Source organism: Streptomyces sp. H27-C3, from assembly GCF_030063415.1.
In the GTDB taxonomy this organism is placed as follows: domain Bacteria; phylum Actinomycetota; class Actinomycetes; order Streptomycetales; family Streptomycetaceae; genus Streptomyces.
Genome location: NZ_JASITA010000002.1, coordinates 265,079 through 283,872, shown reverse-complemented (window position 1 = coordinate 283,872; position 18,794 = coordinate 265,079). Strand labels below are relative to the sequence as shown.

The 18,794-nt window shown below is 69.8% G+C and carries 20 protein-coding genes and 1 tRNA gene; 15 read left to right on the top strand and 6 right to left on the bottom strand.

Annotated elements, in window-relative coordinates; all coding sequences use genetic code 11:
- The first annotated feature begins 18 nt into the window (after positions 1-18).
- From QMK30_RS02645 to QMK30_RS02595, 11 genes are all read left to right on the top strand, one after another.
- Positions 19-2,868 (top strand): hypothetical protein, encoded by a 2,850-nt coding sequence (locus tag QMK30_RS02645; RefSeq protein ID WP_283515457.1) that lies wholly within the window; start codon positions 19-21, stop codon positions 2,866-2,868.
- A gap of 10 nt (positions 2,869-2,878) precedes the next feature.
- A complete protein-coding gene (locus QMK30_RS02640) occupies positions 2,879-3,439 on the top strand; it encodes a hypothetical protein (RefSeq protein WP_283515456.1) in 561 nt (186 codons plus the stop codon).
- 17 nt (positions 3,440-3,456) lie between these two features.
- Positions 3,457-3,654: a hypothetical protein gene (locus tag QMK30_RS02635; RefSeq protein WP_283515455.1), complete on the top strand. Its 198-nt coding sequence runs from the start codon at positions 3,457-3,459 to the stop codon at positions 3,652-3,654.
- 135 nt (positions 3,655-3,789) lie between these two features.
- Complete coding sequence (locus tag QMK30_RS02630) at positions 3,790-4,629, top strand: peptidoglycan recognition protein family protein (protein ID WP_283515454.1); 840 nt, start codon at positions 3,790-3,792, stop codon at positions 4,627-4,629.
- A gap of 37 nt (positions 4,630-4,666) precedes the next feature.
- On the top strand, positions 4,667-4,933 hold the full coding sequence (locus tag QMK30_RS02625) for a hypothetical protein (protein WP_283515453.1): 267 nt from the start codon (positions 4,667-4,669) through the stop codon (positions 4,931-4,933).
- A 17-nt stretch (positions 4,934-4,950) separates the two neighbouring features.
- Complete coding sequence (locus tag QMK30_RS02620) at positions 4,951-5,262, top strand: hypothetical protein (RefSeq protein WP_283515452.1); 312 nt, start codon at positions 4,951-4,953, stop codon at positions 5,260-5,262.
- Positions 5,259-5,969: a collagen-like protein gene (locus tag QMK30_RS02615; protein WP_283515451.1), complete on the top strand. Its 711-nt coding sequence runs from the start codon at positions 5,259-5,261 to the stop codon at positions 5,967-5,969. The genes QMK30_RS02620 and QMK30_RS02615 overlap by 4 nt, the downstream gene beginning before the upstream one ends.
- A gap of 84 nt (positions 5,970-6,053) precedes the next feature.
- Positions 6,054-7,280, top strand: coding sequence for a helix-turn-helix domain-containing protein (locus tag QMK30_RS02610; RefSeq protein ID WP_283515450.1), 1,227 nt, complete (start codon positions 6,054-6,056; stop codon positions 7,278-7,280).
- Positions 7,281-7,387: 107 nt separating this feature from the next.
- On the top strand, positions 7,388-7,912 hold the full coding sequence (locus QMK30_RS02605; protein ID WP_283515449.1) for a hypothetical protein: 525 nt from the start codon (positions 7,388-7,390) through the stop codon (positions 7,910-7,912).
- Complete coding sequence (locus tag QMK30_RS02600) at positions 7,909-8,106, top strand: hypothetical protein (protein ID WP_283515448.1); 198 nt, start codon at positions 7,909-7,911, stop codon at positions 8,104-8,106. The genes QMK30_RS02605 and QMK30_RS02600 overlap by 4 nt, the downstream gene beginning before the upstream one ends.
- Before the next feature lie 195 nt (positions 8,107-8,301).
- Positions 8,302-9,393, top strand: a complete 1,092-nt coding sequence (locus tag QMK30_RS02595) for a methyltransferase domain-containing protein (RefSeq protein WP_283515447.1) — start codon at positions 8,302-8,304, stop codon at positions 9,391-9,393.
- A gap of 46 nt (positions 9,394-9,439) precedes the next feature.
- On the opposite strand, the gene QMK30_RS02590 is transcribed toward QMK30_RS02595, so the two are convergent.
- The 4 genes from QMK30_RS02590 to QMK30_RS02575 form a co-directional block, all read right to left on the bottom strand.
- A complete protein-coding gene (locus QMK30_RS02590; protein WP_283515446.1) occupies positions 9,440-9,679 on the bottom strand; it encodes a helix-turn-helix domain-containing protein in 240 nt (79 codons plus the stop codon).
- A gap of 534 nt (positions 9,680-10,213) precedes the next feature.
- A tRNA-Arg gene (locus tag QMK30_RS02585) sits at positions 10,214-10,286 on the bottom strand.
- A gap of 214 nt (positions 10,287-10,500) precedes the next feature.
- A complete protein-coding gene (locus tag QMK30_RS02580; protein WP_283515445.1) occupies positions 10,501-11,082 on the bottom strand; it encodes a hypothetical protein in 582 nt (193 codons plus the stop codon).
- A 74-nt stretch (positions 11,083-11,156) separates the two neighbouring features.
- On the bottom strand, positions 11,157-11,558 hold the full coding sequence (locus tag QMK30_RS02575; RefSeq protein ID WP_283515444.1) for a catalase family protein: 402 nt from the start codon (positions 11,556-11,558) through the stop codon (positions 11,157-11,159).
- 79 nt (positions 11,559-11,637) lie between these two features.
- Here QMK30_RS02575 and QMK30_RS02570 point away from each other — a divergent pair, with 79 nt between their 5' ends.
- Complete coding sequence (locus QMK30_RS02570; protein ID WP_283515443.1) at positions 11,638-13,344, top strand: class I adenylate-forming enzyme family protein; 1,707 nt, start codon at positions 11,638-11,640, stop codon at positions 13,342-13,344.
- Between the two features lie 3 nt (positions 13,345-13,347).
- Here the strand turns inward: QMK30_RS02570 and QMK30_RS02565 are convergent, their stop codons facing one another.
- Positions 13,348-14,655 (bottom strand): M6 family metalloprotease domain-containing protein, encoded by a 1,308-nt coding sequence (locus QMK30_RS02565; protein ID WP_283515442.1) that lies wholly within the window; start codon positions 14,653-14,655, stop codon positions 13,348-13,350.
- 277 nt (positions 14,656-14,932) lie between these two features.
- On the opposite strand from QMK30_RS02565, the gene QMK30_RS02560 reads away from it, so the two are divergent.
- Together QMK30_RS02560 and QMK30_RS02555 are read left to right on the top strand one after the other, a co-directional pair.
- Positions 14,933-15,580 carry a TetR/AcrR family transcriptional regulator gene (locus tag QMK30_RS02560; protein ID WP_283515441.1) on the top strand — a complete coding sequence of 216 codons (648 nt, stop codon included), beginning with the start codon at positions 14,933-14,935 and terminating at the stop codon, positions 15,578-15,580.
- A 66-nt stretch (positions 15,581-15,646) separates the two neighbouring features.
- On the top strand, positions 15,647-17,179 hold the full coding sequence (locus QMK30_RS02555) for an MFS transporter (RefSeq protein WP_283515440.1): 1,533 nt from the start codon (positions 15,647-15,649) through the stop codon (positions 17,177-17,179).
- Between the two features lie 76 nt (positions 17,180-17,255).
- On the opposite strand, the gene QMK30_RS02550 is transcribed toward QMK30_RS02555, so the two are convergent.
- On the bottom strand, positions 17,256-17,747 hold the full coding sequence (locus QMK30_RS02550; protein ID WP_283515439.1) for a MarR family winged helix-turn-helix transcriptional regulator: 492 nt from the start codon (positions 17,745-17,747) through the stop codon (positions 17,256-17,258).
- 120 nt (positions 17,748-17,867) lie between these two features.
- Between QMK30_RS02550 and QMK30_RS02545 the strand changes: the two genes are divergently transcribed.
- Positions 17,868-18,629: a DODA-type extradiol aromatic ring-opening family dioxygenase gene (locus tag QMK30_RS02545; protein ID WP_283515605.1), complete on the top strand. Its 762-nt coding sequence runs from the start codon at positions 17,868-17,870 to the stop codon at positions 18,627-18,629.
- Positions 18,630-18,794 lie beyond the last annotated feature (165 nt).

Sequence of the window (18,794 nt, the reverse complement as noted above, 5' to 3'; positions counted from 1 at the left end):
CAGAGGAGGTGAGAAAACATGGGCGTAGCAGCACGTTTGATGGGCTGGCAGCGCCGCATGGGCGCCGTCGCAGGGCCCCTCGGTGCCTCTGGAGAAGCGGCCCCGACCGGCCCAGTGATGGTCGAACTGCTCATCGGCGGCACCTGGGTGGACATCACGCCCTTCGTCCTCACCCGCGACGGCGGCCAGAACATCGCCATCACCCGCGGGCGCCGCGACGAGGGCGCGGCCACCACCGAACACGCGTCCTGCTCTTTCCAACTCAACAACCGCGACGGGCGCTACAGCCCCCGCAACCCGACCTCCCCCTACTACGGGCAGCTGGGCCGCAACCAGCAACTGCGCGTCTCTGTCGCGAACGGCGACTACAAGGGCTACCGCTTCTGGGGTGAAATCAGCTCGTGGCCGCAGCACTGGGACACCACCGGCACCGATGTGTGGGTCGAGGTCGAAGGGGCCGGCATCTTGCGCCGCCTCAACCAGGGCGCCGTGCCCGCGCAATCGGTGATCCACGACGGGATCACCGACCCTGAGATCTCCTCTTTGCAGGCGTATTGGCCGTGCGAGGACGTGGACGGCTCCACCACCATCGCGTCCGCGCTGATCAACGGTTCGGCAATGACGTTCACCGGCATCCCAGCACTCGCCACCTACGCCGGGTTCGGCGCCTCCGACCCGCTGCCCGTACTGTCCGCGTCGTCAGCCCTCTCGGGTGGCGTCGCACGGTACGACGACGCCACGGCCAGTCAGATCAGGTTGCTGTGCCACATCCCTGCTGAAGGCCTGTCCGACGGCAAAGTCATCTGCGCGATCGACCACATTGAAGCCACTGCGGGGGCAGTCGCCTTCTGGGAGCTGTACTACGCGACGACCGGCAACACGCTGGTGCTCCGCGCGCACGACGCCGACGGATCAGTCCTTGGCGCCGAGCTGACGCACACGCTGGACGTCCGCGGGCGGCGCATGCGGATCAGTGTGGAGCTTGAGGAGGACGGGACGTCGATGGGTCGGGCGATCCGGATCACCGACCTGTTCACGATGTCGACGGACAGCGTCACCGACACTGCGGCGCTTTCGTCGGTGCAGCGCGTGACACGCGTGCGGTTCGGCCCCGCGTCCCGCAGTGTCGTCGGTCCGATCGGCACCCTGGGCCTGCCCGGTGTCGCAGTCGGGCACGTCACCGTGCAGTCCGTGATCACGGCGGCTACAGACCTCGGCCTGCGCTTGTCCCCGTCCGGGGAGGCCGCGGGGAGGAGGATCGAGCGGCTGTGTGCCGAGGCCGGCATCCCGTTCGACGCCATTGGGGACCTGGACGACACCCCGCTCATGGGCGGGCAGGACCGGCTCAAGCCGATCGACGTGATGCGGCAAGCCGAGCTCGCCGACGGCGGCATGCTCTTCGAGAACCTCAGCGTGCTTGGCCTCGGGTACCGCACCAGGGCCTCGCTGCTCAACCAGGCGCCGGCGCTGACCATGTCCTACCCGAACAACGAACTGTCGTCGGTGCCGGTGCCAGTCGACGACGACCAGCTGGTACGCAACAAGGTGACCGCGTCTCTGCCCAGTGGTACGAGCGCCACGGCCGAGCTTGACGAAGGCTCGATGTCGACAGCGGATCCTCCGGTTGGTATCGGCGTGTACGGCGAAGACGTGACCTTGAACCTTGAGGATTCCTCGACGCTCGCGGACCAGGCGAACTGGCGGCTCCATCTCGCGACCGTGGATGAGGCCCGATTCCCACAGATCAGCGTCAACCTGGCCAGGCAGCAGTTCAGCTTCAACCCGGCCTTGAAAGCGCAGGCCCTGTCGATGAGGCCGGGTGACAGGCTGCTGCTCACCGATCTGCCAGCGTGGATTCCGCCGGACGACATCAGTCAGTTGGTGCTCGGCCTGTCGTCGGAAACGATCGACCACTTTGAGCACCGCATCACCTACGTCTGTGCCCCTGAGTCTTCATGGCGCGTCGGTGTCCTCGACGATCCCGTTCTGGGGCGGATCGACACCGATGGCAGCGCCATCTACGTTGGCGCCACCTCCAGTGCGACCAGCCTCTACGTCACCCCGACCGGAGACGGCGGGCTCTGGACCACCGACAGCAGTGATTTCCCCTTCGACGTGCGGGCGGGCGGCGAAACCTGGGCGGTCACGGCCATTGCCTCCACCGGGGCAGACGACTTCACCCGCGCGGTGTCGAACGACTGGGGCACCAGCTCAGGCGGCAACACGTGGACGCAGGCCGGCGGCACGGCCACGGAGCGGAACGTGAACGGCGCACAGGGCGTGATCACCTGGGCCTCCTCGCCGACGACACTCCGGTTCCAGACCCTCGTGTCCGGGCTCGGCGACGCCGAAGCCCGGATGACGGTGAGCCCGGACCAGGTAGCGACCGGGGCCAGCTTCCTGCCTGCGATCCTGCTCCGCTACACGGACACGTCGAACTACTACCGGGCCCGACTGCACTTCGGAACGAGCGGCTCGATGTTCCTGAGCGTCACCCGCGACACGACACAGATCGGGTCGACGGTGACCCTGGACTACACGTACGCCGCGGGGGATGCGTTCTACGTTCGCGCCAAACTCGTTGGCCAGCAAATCCAGTTGAAGGCCTGGCCGGTGGCCGAGACGGAGCCGAAGGACTGGCAGCTCACGGAGACCATCAGTGCGAACACGATCGCGTCGGGTGCGGTCGGTATCACCGGCTCGGCGTTCGCCGGGAACACGAACGTGAGCCCACAGCTGCGCCACGACGACTTCCACATCCTCGACCCGCAGGTATTCACGGTCACACGTTCAGTCAATGGCGTGAACAAAGCCCAGACGGCGGGCACCGACGTCCGCCTCGCCCAGCCCACCATCCTCAGCCTGTAGGAGGCCAGTCGTGGTCGAGTACTACCCAAATCTGTTGGCCGGCCAGCGCCTTCGTGCCAGCACCCTGCGGGACATGCTGCCCATGACCGCGCGCAAAACCTCGGACACTTCCCGGACGGCGACGACAACGGCAGTCGCGGACCCGCACTTGACGTTCGATCTCGTGGCGAACGCGGTCTACATCATGGACGGCTGGATCAAATTCGACGGCCCGGCCGCCGCCGACCTCAACATCGACTGGACGGCGCCGTCGGGGACGCTCGGCGAGTGGGCCGCAATGGGCGCCGGTAACGGCCAGGTGGTGTCTGCGAACACCACCCCGGCGCTGATCGCGGATACCCAGTCGTCGCGCGGCTATCTGGTCCGCACGGAGAGCACGGACATCACCGCAGCCCGCTCGTTCGGCTGCCTAGGCACGGGACTCGCCCCCCTCACCGCAGTGATCCACGGCACGATCCGCGTCGGCTCTACCGCAGGCACGTACTCGCTGGACTGGGCTCAGCTCGTCTCTGACGCGGGCGCCACGACGCTCTACACCGATAGCTGGCTGCGCTTTGTGCGCATTGCCTGACGAGAGAGGAACACAGGATGGCTCATTACCAGGTCACCGGCAGGAACTCGGGTGGAGGCCCCATCGTGTCGGTGTCGATCACATCCATCGATCAGGAGATCGCTGTCGTCCCAGAGATCGAGGTCGTCAACGCGGTCCGGGAGTTGCTGGCCGGCAGGCCTGGGGTGGCGAGTGTCGGGGCGCAGCGCTACGAGCAAGTCGTCACGACGGTCTGAGGAGGCCGGGATGGCTACACCAGGCCGTCGGTATCGCCCCTCGCTACGCACATCTCATCTGAAAGGAACGCGCATCATGGCCGCACCCCTGACCGCCGACCGGCTCTTGGCCGCCCTGAGAGCCGGGGGCGTCTGATGGCCTGGTACCCGGGCGCCACGAAGTGGGAGCTGCAACCGGAGTCAGACCAGCAGGCGGCCATCAGGCCCACGCAGTTCATCGTCCACTCGATCATCGCTCCGTGGACCGCGCGCCGCGTGTACGAGTACTGGCGCGACAGCACCAACCTGGAATCGCACTTCGGCCTCGGTTACGCGGGCGACCTCGGCCAGTTCGTCGGGACCGAGACGCGCGCCGACGCGAACGCCGCGGCCAACCGGCGCCCGGACGGTACGGGCGCGGTGTCCATCGAGACCGCGTCCAACCTGCAGGGCTCAGACCCGTGGACCGCGCAGCAGTTGGAGAGGCTTATCGCCCTCGGCGTGTGGCTGCACCGCACGCACGGCATTCCGCTGCGCATCTGCCGCACCACGTCCGACCCCGGGTTCGGCTATCACCGGCTGCACTCCGCTTGGGCTGTGTCCGGCACGGCCTGCCCCGGTGACGCGCGAGTGAAGCAGTTCAACGCGGTGGTGTTCCCCGGGATCGTCGCCCGCGCCAACGGCCAGACCATTCCACCTCAGGAGGACGACATGACCCCCGAACAGGCCAAGCAGCTCAAGGCCCTGTACGACAACCAGCAGGGCGCGGCCTGGCGGTACAAGGGCACCAACGAGCCGCGCGACGCCTACGACTACCTGCGCACCACCGCCCGCGACGTGACCGCCCTCGGCAAGAAGGTCGACGCGATCAAGCCCCTCGACCTGACCAACGCACAGTTGCTCGCGCTCGCCGAGAAGATCGCCGCCCACCCTGCCCTGGCTGAGCAGATCGCGGAGCGCGTCGCAGTCAAGCTCGCCGCCCGTCTCGCCAACTGACCCGCATCTGCCTGATCCGCTGACCGAGGAGTTCACCATGAGCGACTTCACCCTCCCCGCCGCCGACACTGTCGTGAAGACCGCCACGACCTACGCGAAGGATCTCGCCGAGCGTGTGATCTGGACCGGCCTCACCGCTGCCGCTGGCGTCGCCCTCGCGGCCGGCCCCGCCTCGATGTTCTCCGCCACCTTTTGGGAGACCGTCGGTGTCGCGGGTATCGCCGCGAGCGGGTCCCTGCTGAAGGGGATGCTGGCCCGCGCGTTCGGCGACAAGAACAGCGCCAGCACCGTAGTCGGAGTCTGATCAAGGAGGTACACCGCGTGGACGCTGCGACGCTCGCCGCCGTCGGCACCATCGTCGTCGGGCTCGCAGCGGCCACAGCCGCATGGATTGGGCAACGGAGCTCGGCCCGCGCCACCCATCAGGGTGTGGTCCTCACCGGGTACGGCGGGCTCGTCGACCAGCTGCAAGAAGAACGCGACCGTCTGCAAGCCAAACTGACGGCCGCCTACGCCGACTTGGCCGGGGAGCGCGCCGACAAAGCAGCACTGCAAGCGCAGATCACCGCCCTGCAAGCGGAGATCGCAGCACGTGACCGACGGATCGCCGAGCTAGGAGGACCCACCCTGTGACCCGCACCCGGCACCACCGCCCGGAGGGCATCCTGTCCCGCCGCTGGCGCTCCCTCGCCGTCGCTGCGATCCTCGCGGTCCTCTCCGGCGCCGTCGTGCTGGTCTGGCTGAGGATTGATGCCGAGTCGCAGCGGACCGCGCAGGTCGCCGCCGAGGCTGACCGGCGTGGCGACGTGGTGAACACCCTTGTCGGAGACGTGCGGGTACTGCGGGCACAGATCCAAGCCAAGGGCGGCACACCAGCCGTGCCGGATCCATCGCGCGCGGTCGATAACCTTCCAGGCCGCGCCGAGGTGCCCGTGCCGATCCCCGGACCACCGGGGCGTCCCGGCGAGCGGGGAGCGAAGGGCGAGCCCGGCGGTACACCTGCCCCTGTCCCCGGCCCCACTGGTGCACCTGGGCAAGCTGGGATCCCTGGGCAGTCGGGGGCGGCGGTCACCGGCGCGACCGGTCCTCAAGGTCCGGCGGGCCCGGCGGGGCCTCCCGGCTCCGACGGGCGCAACGGAGTCGACGGCACGGACGGCGCAGCGGGGGCGGACGGCGCCGACGGGCGCGACGGGCAGACCTGCCCCGACGGGTACAGCCTCCAGCCCCCACCCGACGATCCTGATGCTCTCGTATGCCGCAAGGACGGTGCACCGGCCCCGCCCGAGGACCCCGGCCCCCAGGCCCTGGGCTTGGACCCGTCCCGCCGCCAGTACCCGTAACGCAGCGCTCCCCCTCCCACCCGCTTTCCTGCGTCCGGGGTTCGTCTTACGCTGGCGGCCAGCACACCCGACGCTGGGGGCACCATGAGCACTGAGCACATCGGCCGGCGCATCCGCGAGGCGCGCAAGGTCCGCCAGATGACCGTGCGGCAGCTGGCTGCACAGGTAAAGATCAGCGTTTCCACCCTCGAAAAATACGAGCACGGCGACCGCAACCCTCCGCCCGGCATCCTTGCGCAGCTCGCCCGCGCCCTCCACGTGGGGCCTGACCGGCTGACCGGCCAGCCGTATTGGAACGGGGCCGAGATCGAGGCACAGGTACAGGCCGTCATCCCCGAGCTGCGGCGGATACTCCTCACCTACGACAACCCGGACGACTTGCTGACCGCGCCCCGGCCGCTGCCTGTCCTTGCCGCCGAGATGGACCACATCTCCGAGATGCGACAGGACGGCCAGTACGTCCCCATGGGCCCGCTGCTGCCCGGCGTCCTTGCCGAACTGACCCACGTGGCCCTCACCGCCCGCGGCCCTGAGCAGCAGCGCGCGTACTGGTGGCTGGCACGCGGCTACCGCGCGACCAACTCCCTCGCGCACAAACTGGGTTACCACGACCTCAGCCTCACCGCGATCGAGCGCGTGCGGTGGGCGGCGGACCACTCCGGTGATCCCCTCATGCAAGTGACCGGGGCCTACCTGAAAGCGGGGGCGATGGTGCGGATGGGTGCGTACGGATCGGCTCGCCGTGTCCTGGAGGCGCTCGTCGACGAGGTGGAGCGGCTGGCCCCGGAGGCGTCGATGTCGCCTGAGCAGATCGCCGTACAGGGAGCGGTGCTGCTGAAGTTGGCGATTCTGGAGGCTCGCGACGGACGGCCGGAGCAGGCTGAGGCGAGGCTGGACGAGGCGCGCGCCGCCGCTGGCTCCCTCCGGAGCGACACCACCCACTACGAGATGAGCTTCGGCCCGACCAACGTCAGGATCCACGAGGTCGCCGCGCTCATTGACCAGGGCGACACCGAGCAGGCACTCGCCAGGCTGCGCGAGTGGGGCGCAGAGCAGGACCGGGACGAGTGGGAGCTGCCCACGGGCATCGTCGCTGAGCGCGCGTCACACCATCACATCGACGTGGCAGCGGCCAGGTTGGCCGAGGGAGACCGGCACGGCGCGCACACGGACTTGCTCCGCGCTCGGCAGATCTCCCCGAATCACAGCAGGTGGCACCCTACGCTCCGGGCGACTGCGGCCTCGCTGGTACGCCTGGACCGGGGGCAGACCGATTCGATTGCTGGGCTGGCCCGGTGGTCAGGCATCTGACGAACTGTCAAGGGTCGTGACAGAAAATCATCCCCACAAACTGTGGGTAACCGACCCCCATTTCTGCGACACGATCCCCTCACTGACCACAGCGAGGGGATCGTGTCGTGTCCACCGAAACACCTGCCGCCGCCAGCGCGTGGCTCGCCTCCGCAGACCCCGACCCCACCCGCGCGCGCCTCTGGATCTCGCAGACCAGCATCGTGCTCCTTCCCCTCGGCCGGACCTTCGACGCGATCAAGGTCCCTGAGCACCCGGCGCGCGAGGCGATGGCGACCGGCATCGACGGCCCAGTGATCCGCGACCCTGGCGGCCGCGTCCGCTACTTCCTCATCCCACCAGGTTCCGCCGCGGGCTGGTCGACGCCGGGAACCGAGCGCCTGGGAGACACCAGCTATCTCACCGTCCCGGCGCCGGCCGTCATGTACCCGCCCGGCCCTCACTGGGTCCAGCCGCCCGACGGTAGCGGCACCCTCGTCGACCCGGCGGCGCTGGCAGCCCTGCTCAAGCTGCGCTGCGACTGCGACTGCCACGGGAGCCGCCGCGACCCGACCGACACAGCACCGCGATGCCTCGACGGGTGCGCGACCGGCGACCGCCTGCGGCAGGCCGAGCGCGAGGCGCGCCGATGACCCGCTGCGTGAAGGGCCCGTACAGCCACGACTTCCCGATCGAGGACGACGAGGGCGCCTACTGCGCCGAGCACGGCGTGACCCTGCTCTGGCACGGACCGCCCATCACCCCCGAGGACACAGCGCCCGAGACCCCCGCCCGGCGTGCACCACTGCCGCCCGAGCCTCGCGCCCTGGGCCAGCACCCCTACTAAGCCCCCGCCCCGGCCGCCACGCCCTGCACAGGACGACGGCCGAGGCGGGTCCATGCACCATCCGCGACAACGAACTGGGAGAAACGATGAGCGACAACGGTAAGCACGCAGGACCGCCGTCGGACAAGCCATGGACTCCGCCTCCGACTCCTCCGAACCCCGACGGCAGCGGCGGTAAGTACGCGGGAGGGCAACATGGTCACTGAGATTCAGGGGTACGCATCGCTCGTGCAGCATCTGGATGCCCGCGGCTTCTTGGACGAGGAATGGCGCCGGATTTTCGACACCGTGCGTCGCGACTGGTTCGTCCCTGAGCGCATCTGGCGCCAGGGCCCCGACCGATGCGAGCCGGTCACCTCGCACGCCAACTGGCTGGCCCTGGTCCACAGCGACGAGCCCGTAGTGATCCAGGTCGACGACGGCGCCGAGGAGGGCCCGGGTGTCGCCACGTCGTCCAACTCGATGCCGTCCATGGTCGCCAAGATGCTCGGTCTCCTGGAGGTCGAGCGAGGCGCCCGGGTCCTGGAGATCGGTACCGCCTCCGGGTACGTCGCGGCCCTGCTGTCCGCGCGACTCGGCGAGGAGAATGTCTACAGCATTGAGCTCGACCAGGCGCTCGCCGAGCTGGCGGCCGGGAACCTGCACGCCGCCGGCTATATGCCACAGCTGCGACGCGGAGACGGCGAACAAGGTTGGCCGGAAGCGGCTCCGTTCGACCGCCTCATCGCAACCTGCGCGCTGCGGACCATCTCGCACGGCCTCGTCGAGCAGGTCCGACCCGGCGGCATCATCGTTGCTCCGTTGGCCCGCGACTTCTGGAGCGGCGCCCTAGTCCAGCTCACTGTTCAGGACGACGGCAGCGCATCCGGGCCGTTTCGGGGCGGTGCGTCGTACATGGCGATGCGGTCGCACCGCACACCGGACGGGCCGCCGGTTGAAGGCAGAGCAAGGGCGACCGATACCGCACTCGATCCCCGGCAGCTGCTCACCCTCGGGTTCGCCATCTACGCCGGCGCCCGGATGCCCGGCGTCTCGATGATTCACCGCGAGGTGGGCGCCACGGTCGAGGTGTGGCTCATGGATGGCGCCGGGTCGGGCGCGTTCTGTGAGCCGGGCGAGCAGGCGTGGCAGTACGGCGACCGCGACCTGTGGTCCGACATCGAAACGACCTATCAGGAGTACGCCGCTCTCGGCAGCCCGACGTCCGATGCGTTCGGCCTGACGGTGACACCCCGCAGTCAGGAGGTGTGGCTGACTCACCCAGGACGGGTGATCGTCTCGGCGTAGCGCGCTGCCGGTCGGGGCCGCGCTCGACGTCGAGCGCGGCTGCCCCTTAGGTCCGCACCAGGTCCGCGAGCGAAATGTTGAGCGCTGCGGCGATGCGGATGAGGGAGTCGAGCCGCGGCGATGCGTGGCCCTGCTCGATGCGATTGATTGCCTGCCGGTCTACACCGGAGGCTCCGCCGAGCTGCTCCTGAGTGAGCTTCGCGTACAGCCGTGCCTCGCGGATGTGGTCTCCGACGGCGCGGCGGCGGGTGAGTACCCAGGCGGGCGACGGCGGTTCGGAGAGCACTTGCCTACGCTGCTGCCGCCAAGATCAATTGTCTGTACACGGAACCGTACATTCCTGAATGATCGTCTTGGCTGGAGAGGCCACACACTTCGCCAACCCAGAGCGCCGCGCAGGGCAACCGCGGCAAGGAAGCGGCGCCAGGCGTACGCGTGTCCGCCTGATTGCGCCGTTAGACGCCACGACTTGGTCAAGGCGTCCCGCCCCGTACCCGATTGGGTGCGGGGCGGTCTACGTTGTGACGCAGAAGGCCCCCACCGGCATAAGCGGTGGGGGCCTTCCCTGCGGTCTCAGCCTCCCCGCCGAGGACCACAGGATGCGGGAGGCGCGTGTCAGGCGCGCGTGGGGAGACGGCCTGCCCCTCCCATGGGACAGCACTCTACGCATCCCATGCTGCTGGACAACCCCTCGAACGGGTGACGCAGACACCTTGATCATCTGGGGAAGTGGCATTTATGTGGCACTTGATCAAGAAAGGGCCCCCTCGTTCGAATAAACGAGAGGGCCCTTCGTGGCGCTGACCTGCTAACTAACGTGTGCCCCCGGCAGGATTCGAACCTGCGACACCCGCTTTAGGAGAGCGGTGCTCTATCCCCTGAGCTACGGAGGCGGGGAAGTGATCGACCGCTGGTGTCACGGCCGGGGGTAAGCCTACCGGGTTGGGTGGCGGGTTGTGGAACAGGTTCCGGAGGTGCCTCGGTTGCCGCTGTCGACCTGCCGCTGCCGTCCGACGCTTGTCGTCCGACCGCTTGTCGTCCCACCGCTGTCGACCGGCCACTGTCGACCGGCCCGTCGTGGCCGTCGTGGTCGTGGTGGTCGTGGGGTCAGGGGATGGCGTCGATCGCGTCCATCACCGCGTCGAGCAGCAGTGAGCGGGTGCTCGCGGCGCCGGTGCCGAAGGCCGTGGCGAGGAGGTAGCCGACCGCCGCGTCCTCGGGGCGTGGGCTCACGCCGTCGGCCGGGCGCCAGATCGCGGCCGACTCGCTGTTGCCGGTCCAGATGAACAGGGCCACCTGCCGGCCGTCGCGCCGCAGCACGCTGCGGTGCCTGCCGGTCGGCTCGAAGGTGTAGGCCAGGCCGGCGAGGTCCACGACGGCCCGGAACGAGGACCGCTTCAGCCGTCCCGCCCCCAGCGCGAGCGTGGCCGGGTCGTCGCCGATCGTCAGCGTCAGCCGGTCGGCGTCCCGGGTCCCGATGGGGGCCTGTCGGTGGTCCCGCGCCTCACCCGCGCGGGTGAGGACCGCGAGCGGCAGGCCGGGGCCCTCGACCAGGGCCTCGTCCGGGACCGCCGCCGGCGTGGTGATCGTCACCGGACCGAACTCCTCGTCCTCGCACGTGATCACCGCATGTGGGTCATCCATCGGCACACCCTGCGCCGGTGCGTCGTTCGTGGATACGTCGTCCATCGCGTGCCGCTCTCCCCGGTCGTCTTGATCTTGGTCTTGAAGACGAAGGGCGAGCCGTGAACGTTGCCCGGAAATCAGTCCGGCAAGTCGGAAAGAGTGCGCGGCTCGACCTTGGGCGCGATGTTCTTCGTGTGCCGGTACGCCGACGAAGCCTCGTACGCCTTGCGCCGCGAGCGGTTCGCCGAGCCCAGCGGGCGGTGCGCGGCCAGCGCGTGCCAGGGGTTGAAGGACAGGACGTCATCGGCGTAGATCCGGCGGGCCTCGCTGAGCATCTCCTGTGCGGGGAAGGTGAGCGTGGCCACCGGCTGGTGCGGCGAGAGATCCTCGGGCCGGGGCACCGAGGCGTCCTCGACGGGCATGGCGGCCAGGTCCGTGCGGAGCCGCGCGCGCAGTTCGTACGTGGCGCTGTTGTGCCGGAAGAAGTCGGCGACGAGGGTCCGCATCGCGCCGGGCCCCAGCTCGGGGTCGATGAGCACGCCGCCGATCTTGACGGCGTCCAGGTGCGGGCATAGCGTCCAAGGGTCTGAGCAAGCGCTTAGGAAGGGCTGGCCCTCCGTGCCGCACAATGATCCGTCGCGCGCCGCCGAAGCCGCGCTGACCGCCCCCGGGGCGCCGTTCGCCGTCGTACACGCGGAGGACGGGAGCCCGCTCTACGCGGGAGGTCCACGGACGCTGCGCGAGTTCGTCGAGGTGACCTGGGCCTTCGGCGACCGGGCGTTTCTCGTGGCGGACGCCAGGACCTATACGTACGGGGAGTTCTTCGCCGCCGCCTCCGCGCTCGCCCGGCGGTTCGTCGACGTGTTCGGGCTGAAGCCCGGCGACCGGGCCGTGGTCGCGATGCGCAATCACCCCGAGTGGCAGATCGCGTTCTGGGCGGCCCAGCTGGCCGGGCTCGTCGCCGTGCCGCTGAACGGGTGGTGGACCGAGGCGGAGTTCACGTACGCCCTCGACGATTGCGCGCCGGGCGTGCTGCTCGTCGACGGGGAGCGCCTCGCGCGCGTGCGGGGGTGGATGGGCGCCCATCCCTCGGCACGGTGCGTCGTCTTCCACCATGAGGACGCCACCGAGCCGGTCGTGGGGGAGCGGACCGAGCTGTACGCCGATCTGCCCGAGGCCGATCCCCGGGACGCGCCGCCGGACGTCGAGGTACAGCCCGAGGACGACGCCACCATCATCTATACGTCCGGGACGACCGGGAGGCCCAAGGGTGCCGTCGCCACCCACCTCGCGCAGGCCGGCGCCGCCATGAACCCGCTGTACCACGCCTCGCTGTCCGCGCTCGGGCGCGGACAGATCCCCGGGCAGGGGCCCACGCCCGTGTCGCTCATGACGTTCCCGTTCTTCCATGTCGCCGCCTTCACCGGGGTGTATGCCGCGATGGCGGCCGGCGGCACGCTCGTGCTGATGCGCAAGTGGGACGCGGACAATGCGCTCGGGCTGATCCGGCAGCACGGGGTGACGCACTACGCCGGTGTGCCCTCCACCGCGTTGCAGCTGCTGGACGCCGCGGTGGCCGCCGGGGACGGGCTCGGCTCGCTCGGCATGCTCAACACCGGCGGCGCCGCCGCCCCGCCCGACCTCGTGGCGCGGCTGACCGCGCACCACGGCGAGCGCATCGAGCCGCGCAACGGCTACGGGCTGACCGAGACCAGCGGCGGCGTCCTGGCGAACTTCGGGGCGTCCTACCGTGCCCACCCGGGCAGTGTCGGGCGGCCCACCCCGGCCACCGAGGTACGGATCGTGGGACCGGGCGGCGAGGGGCTCGACGAGGGCGAGGTCGGCGAGCTGTGGTTGCGCGGACAGTCGCTCGTCCGCGGGTACTGGAAGGACGCGGCGGCCACCGCGGAGGCGTTCACGGAGGGCGGCTGGTTCAGGACCGGGGACCTCGCGACCGCCCACGACGGGTACGTCAGCGTCGTCGACCGCATCAAGGACATGGTCATCCGCGGCGGCGAGAACGTGTACTGCGTCGAGGTGGAGGCCGTCCTGCACGACCACCCCGACGTGCTGGACGCGGCCGTGCTCGGCGTACCGCACCCGGTTCTCGGCGAGGAGGTCGCCGCCGTGGTCCAGCTGCGGCCCGGCGCCAAGGCCGGCCCCGACGAGCTGCGCGCCCACGTCCGCGCGAGCCTCGCCTCCTTCAAGGTGCCCGCCCATGTCCTCGTACGGGACGGGGCGTTGCCCCGCAACGCGACCGGGAAGATCCTGAAGCGGGAGCTGCGCGGGAGCGTGCGGGAGCAGGTCGCCGGAGGCACGCCCTAGTGTTCAGGGGCGGGTGACGCGGACCCGGTAGTTGCCGCCCGCGTCCTCGCCGGTCACCGAGATCCGCAGCCCGTACTGCCGGTCCTTGAACGTCTCACCGACCCCGAATGGCGCGTCCGACAGCTCCGCGTGCACATTGGGCCGCCGCGTGCAGCCGCCGCTGTCGCGCTCGCTGTCGGCGACTGTCACGGGTCCATGGCCGGTGTCGACGTCCGCGTCGACCCGGTAGATCAGCACACCCGGCTTGCACACGGCCTCGTCGTTGCCCGCCCGGGTGCGTACCTCCACGGCGTAACCGGTCTTCTCCGTGAGCGGCACGAACGCCAGCTTGATGCCGCTGCCGGGCGCCGCGAGCGGGGCCAGGTCGTGCTCACTGATGCCGGGCTGGGCCGCGCAGCCGATCTGCGCGTTGTCCAGCCAGCCCAGCTTCCACTTGTGCCAGCCCAGCAGGTCGTTGTTGGCGCCCCAGTCCTCGGACATGATGTCCCAGTGCCCGACCGAGCCGCCGCCGTCCATGGTGTAGAGGTCCGGCAGCCCGAAGACATGGCCGTTCTCGTGCGGCAGGACCCGGTAGCCGGTATCGCCGTACGATCCCGAGCCGTCGTCCTGGCGGCTGTAGACGAACGACGTGTTGGAGAGCGGTACGCCGTCGGCGCGCGGGGCGTCGTCGTTCCCTGAGAAGGTCACGGACAGCACGGTGTCCAGGGCCGAAGGACCCGCGTTGGGCGTGACGAGAATGTTGACCAGGTCGTACGCCGTGAAGTCCACCCGGGAGTCGGCGGCGGTGGCGATGTCCTCGACGAGACTCCGGTAGCCCGGTTCGTACGGTGAGCCGCGGTCGATCCCGTACGCGGCGAACGGCTTCGGCATCCGCAGCCACTCGGTGAAGGGTGTCGCGGGCTGATAGCGCAGTCGGCCGTAGGAGCTTGTGCTGAACCACTGCGAGGTCAGCGGGAAGAACTCGCCGAACCGGTCGAGCGCACGGCCCTCCCCGGGTGCGTCCGGGAAGTCGATCATGAGGGTGAGTGCGCGGACGTCACCCGTGGAGCGCGAGTAGCCGGGCGGGGTCGGCATGCCCTCGGACATCTGCACGCCCATCGCGCCCGCAAGCCGGCACGGGCTGATCGCCGACGCGTCGGCCTTGGCCTGGGCCGCCGTGCGCTGCGCGGTGGCGACCGGGCCCGCCGAGGCCCGGGTCGGGTCGGCGAGCGGAGAGCCCGCCGAGGTGACGCCCGCCAGGGAGAGGCAGGTGAAGGCGGTGACGCCGACCACGCGGCGGGAGGTGCGTATCCGTGGGCGGGTCTCCCGCATAGAGCGCCTCGCATTCGCGGTCCGCGGCAGTCGGGGATGCCTGACTGCTCTCGTCCGCTCACCCTGTGTCGGCGCTCGCGCGGGCGCTCGCTGGGTGGGCCGATCGTGGGAAGGGGTAGTGATCCAGGTCACACCGAGTTGGGGAAATAACCGGGGACCTTCTCCCCGTTTGCATCTGTGTCCGCCTAAGTGGGGAAGTCCTCCCCGCTTAGGCAGGGGCAAGTGCAGGGCCGACGCAGTGTCGGCGCAGGGCTTACGTACGAGAGGGAGTGCCGTGGTGACCACCACCGAGACCGCGCGGCGACGAGTCCCGCGCCCGCGGGCCGACGCGCTGCGCAACCGGGAGCGGATCATCGCGGCGGCGCGCGAGATGTTCGTCGAGTTCGGCCCCGAGGTGCCGCTCGACGAGATCGCCCGCCGCGCGGGCATCGGCAACGCGACGCTCTACCGGCACTTCCCGGACCGTACGGACCTGATCCACCAGGTCGTCCTGTCGGTCATGTCCCGCACGGTGGACCAGGCGCTGACGGCAGCCGCCGAGGTGGCCGACCCGTTCGACGCCCTGCGCCGCTTCGTGCACGCGGCGGCCGACGAGCGGATCGGGGCGCTCTGCCCGATGCTCAGCGACGGCTTCGACAAGGACCATTCGGACCTGCTCGCCCAGCGCGAGCGCCTTGAGGAGGTCGTGAACAACCTCATGGGGCGCGCGCGGGAGGCGGGGCGGCTGCGCGGCGACGTTGCCGTCGGTGACCTGATGGTCGCCCTCTCCCAGCTCACCCGACCGCTGCCGGGCAGCGGTTGCCTGAACTTCGACCAGTTCGTGCACCGGCATCTGCAACTGTTCCTGGACGGCCTGGAGGCGCCGGCGCGCTCAGTCCTCCCTGGCTCTCCCGCGACCTTGGGGGACCTGCGCCGGGAGTCGTAACTCCCGCCCCTGCACTTGAAGTTACGTACCTTTTTCGCCTCTTCGCACCCTTAGGTGGGTACCTCCATGCCAAAAACGTCCGAATCAAGAGCAGTCGACACCCGGTTGCCCGATCCCCGGCGCTGGAAAGCCCTGGTCTTCATCGCCCTCGCGCAGCTGATGGTGGTGCTCGACGCGACCATCGTGAACATCGCCCTGCCGTCGGCCCAGCAGGACCTGGGAATCTCGGACGCCAACCGGCAGTGGGTCATTACCGCCTACGCCCTGGCCTTCGGCGGTCTGCTCCTCTTCGGTGGCCGCATAGCCGACCTGTGGGGGCGCAAGCGCACCTTTGTCGTCGGACTCATCGGCTTCGCCGCGGCCTCCGCGCTCGGTGGCGCCGCGGTCAACGAGGCCATGATGCTGGGCTCGCGCGCCCTGCAGGGTGCCTTCGGCGCGCTACTCGCGCCGGCCGCCCTGTCGCTGCTCGCCGTGACGTTCACCGACGTGCGTGAGCGCGCCAAGGCGTTCGGCATCTACGGTGCGATCGCCGGTGGCGGTGGCGCGGTCGGCCTGATCCTGGGCGGCTTCCTCACCGAGTACCTGAACTGGCGCTGGACCTTCTTCGTCAACATCCCCTTCGCCGTCGTGGCCGCGATCGGCGCGTACTTCGTGATCCGTGAGCCGGCCGGTGGCCGCAACCGCTCGCCGCTCGACATCCCGGGTGTGGTGCTCTCCACGCTGGGTCTGGTCTCGCTGGTGTACGGCTTCACGCGCGCCGAGTCGGACGGCTGGGCGTCGGGCATGACGATCGGCCTTTTCGTGGCCTCCGCCGTGCTGCTGGCCTCGTTCGTGTTCGTCGAGTCGAAGGTCAAGTCGCCGCTGCTGCCGCTGCGCGTCCTGCTGGAGCGCAACCGTGGCGGGGTGTACCTCTCGCTGGGTCTCGCCATCATCTCGATGTTCGGCCTGTTCCTCTTCTTGACGTACTACCTCCAGATCGTGAAGGGCTTCTCGCCGGTCAAGACCGGCTTCGCCTTCCTGCCGATGATGGCGGGCATGATCACTGGCTCGACCCAGATCGGCGCCCGGCTGATGACTCGGGTCGCACCGCGCTGGCTGATGGGTCCCGGCTTCCTGGTCGCGGCGGTCGGCATGCTGCTGCTGACGCAGCTGGAGATCGGCTCCTCGTACGCCGGACTGATCCTGCCGGGTCAGCTGCTGCTCGGCCTCGGCATGGGTACGGCGTTCATGCCGGCCATGTCCATGGCGACGCACGGCATTGAGCCGCGGGACGCGGGCGTGGCCTCGGCCATGGTCAACACCTCGCAGCAGGTGGGCGGCGCGATCGGTACGGCGCTGCTGAACACGATCGCAGCCAGCGCCACCACGGCGTACCTCGTGGACAACGCGGCCGGCGCCACCAACGCGCAGCTGCTCCAGGCGCAGGCCATGGTGCACGGCTACGCGAGCGCCATCTGGTGGGCGGTCGGCATCCTGGTGGTCGCCGCGGCGATCGCGTTCACGCTGATCACCACGGGCCGTCCGAACACGACCGTGGTCGCTTCGAGCGACGGCGAGAGTGTCGAGGACGAGCTGAAGATCCCCGTCATCGCGCACTGACACCACATCGCGCACCGGCGTATCGCGCGCTGACGCCGAAGGTATGACCCACCGGGCCTGCCCTGGTTCCGCTTCTTCAGCGGAGCCAGGGCAGGTCCGCGCTCGCGTCCGAGGGCTGCAGACCCTCCGCGACCACGCGCATGATCTCGCCGAGCTGGTCCACCTGCTCGGGCGTCAGCCGGTCGAACATCGCCTGGCGGACGGTACGGACGTGGCTCGGCGCGGTCCGCTCCAGCTCGGCGTAACCCTCGTCGGTGAGTACGGCGTTCTGCCCGCGCCGGTCGGACGGGCAGTCCTCGCGGCGCACCCAGCCGTTGCGCTCCAGTCGGGCGACGGCGTGCGAGAGCCGGGACCGGGTGATCTTCGCGATCCGGGCCAGCTCGGTCATCCGCAGCTGCCGTCCGGGTGCCTCGCCGAGCTGGACGAGCAGGCCGTAGTAGACGTGCGGCATCCCGGCGTCGCGCTGCAACCGGCGGTCGAGATGGTCCTCCAGGAGCGTGGTGGCCTGGCGGTACGCGCGCCATGTGCGCTGTTCCTCTTCGCTGAGCCAGCGGGGTGCCGTCGTCATGAGGGCCACTCTATGACCCTCTCCTTGAAGCTTAAACTAGCTGGGGTTACGCTGGGCATCGACTGGAGCTTGAACTTTAAAGTACATAAGTGCCTAGGAAAGGATGAGGCCGTGGAGCGCATGCCCACCCTCTATCTGAGCCACGGAGCCCCGCCGCTGGCCGACGACCCGGTCTGGCCGGCGGAGCTGGCCGCCTGGTCCGCCACGCTGCCGAGGCCCCGGGCGATCCTGATGGTCTCCGCCCACTGGGAGGAGGCCCCGCTCGCGCTCGGCGCGACCGAGGCGGTGCCGCTGGTGTACGACTTCTGGGGCTTCCCCGAGCACTACTACCGGACGGGGTACGCCGCCCCCGGCGCCCCGCAGCTCGCCGAGTCCGTGCGCAAGCTGCTGCGCGGCGCGGGGACGCCGGTGCAGGACATCGCGGACCGGGGGCTCGACCACGGGGCGTACGTACCGCTGGTGGAGATGTTCCCGGCGGCCGACATCCCCGTCCTCCAGATCTCCATGCCCACGCTGGACCCGCGGAAGCTGATGGACATCGGGCGCAAGCTCGCGCCGCTCCGGGACGAGGGTGTGCTGATCGTCGGCAGCGGCTTCTTCACCCACAACCTGGCGGCGCTGCGGCACACGGGTCCCGGGGTGCCCGGCTGGTCGGCGGAGTTCGACGCATGGGGGCGGGAGGCGCTGGCGGCGGCGGACGTGGACGCGCTCCTCGACTTCGAGCACAAGGCCCCGTCCGGCCGCCTCGCCCACCCACGCACGGAGCACTTCGCGCCGCTGTTCGTGACGCTGGGTGCGGGGGAGGGGGAGCTGGGAACGCAACGCGAGGTGATCGACGGCTTCTGGATGGGCCTGTCGAAGCGGTCGGTGCAGGTGGGGTGAGGGGTGGGGTTGCGGTGCGGGTGGTGGGTGCGGTGCGGTGCGTGGGCGGGGTGGGGTGGGGGTTGCCTGCGGCGCCTTCCCCTGCCCGCCCCTTCCCGAAACCGGGGCAAGCCCCGGATCCCGGACGCCCTGCGGGCGTGGGGGGTCGGGGGGCGGGGGGGGGTG

What these genes read in the sequence shown, in the direction of transcription:
- QMK30_RS02645 (WP_283515457.1), top strand. Translation starts at nt 19, where the DNA reads ATGGGCGTAGCAGCACGTTTGATGGGCTGGCAGCGCCGCATGGGCGCC.
- QMK30_RS02635 (WP_283515455.1), top strand. Translation starts at nt 3,457, where the DNA reads ATGGCTCATTACCAGGTCACCGGCAGGAACTCGGGTGGAGGCCCCATC.
- QMK30_RS02630 (WP_283515454.1), top strand. Translation starts at nt 3,790, where the DNA reads ATGGCCTGGTACCCGGGCGCCACGAAGTGGGAGCTGCAACCGGAGTCA.
- QMK30_RS02625 (WP_283515453.1), top strand. Translation starts at nt 4,667, where the DNA reads ATGAGCGACTTCACCCTCCCCGCCGCCGACACTGTCGTGAAGACCGCC.
- QMK30_RS02610 (WP_283515450.1), top strand. Translation starts at nt 6,054, where the DNA reads ATGAGCACTGAGCACATCGGCCGGCGCATCCGCGAGGCGCGCAAGGTC.
- QMK30_RS02600 (WP_283515448.1), top strand. Translation starts at nt 7,909, where the DNA reads ATGACCCGCTGCGTGAAGGGCCCGTACAGCCACGACTTCCCGATCGAG.
- QMK30_RS02595 (WP_283515447.1), top strand. Translation starts at nt 8,302, where the DNA reads ATGGTCACTGAGATTCAGGGGTACGCATCGCTCGTGCAGCATCTGGAT.
- QMK30_RS02580 (WP_283515445.1), bottom strand. Translation starts at nt 11,082, where the DNA reads ATGGACGACGTATCCACGAACGACGCACCGGCGCAGGGTGTGCCGATG.
- QMK30_RS02565 (WP_283515442.1), bottom strand. Translation starts at nt 14,655, where the DNA reads ATGCGGGAGACCCGCCCACGGATACGCACCTCCCGCCGCGTGGTCGGC.
- QMK30_RS02555 (WP_283515440.1), top strand. Translation starts at nt 15,647, where the DNA reads ATGCCAAAAACGTCCGAATCAAGAGCAGTCGACACCCGGTTGCCCGAT.
- QMK30_RS02550 (WP_283515439.1), bottom strand. Translation starts at nt 17,747, where the DNA reads ATGACGACGGCACCCCGCTGGCTCAGCGAAGAGGAACAGCGCACATGG.
- QMK30_RS02545 (WP_283515605.1), top strand. Translation starts at nt 17,868, where the DNA reads ATGCCCACCCTCTATCTGAGCCACGGAGCCCCGCCGCTGGCCGACGAC.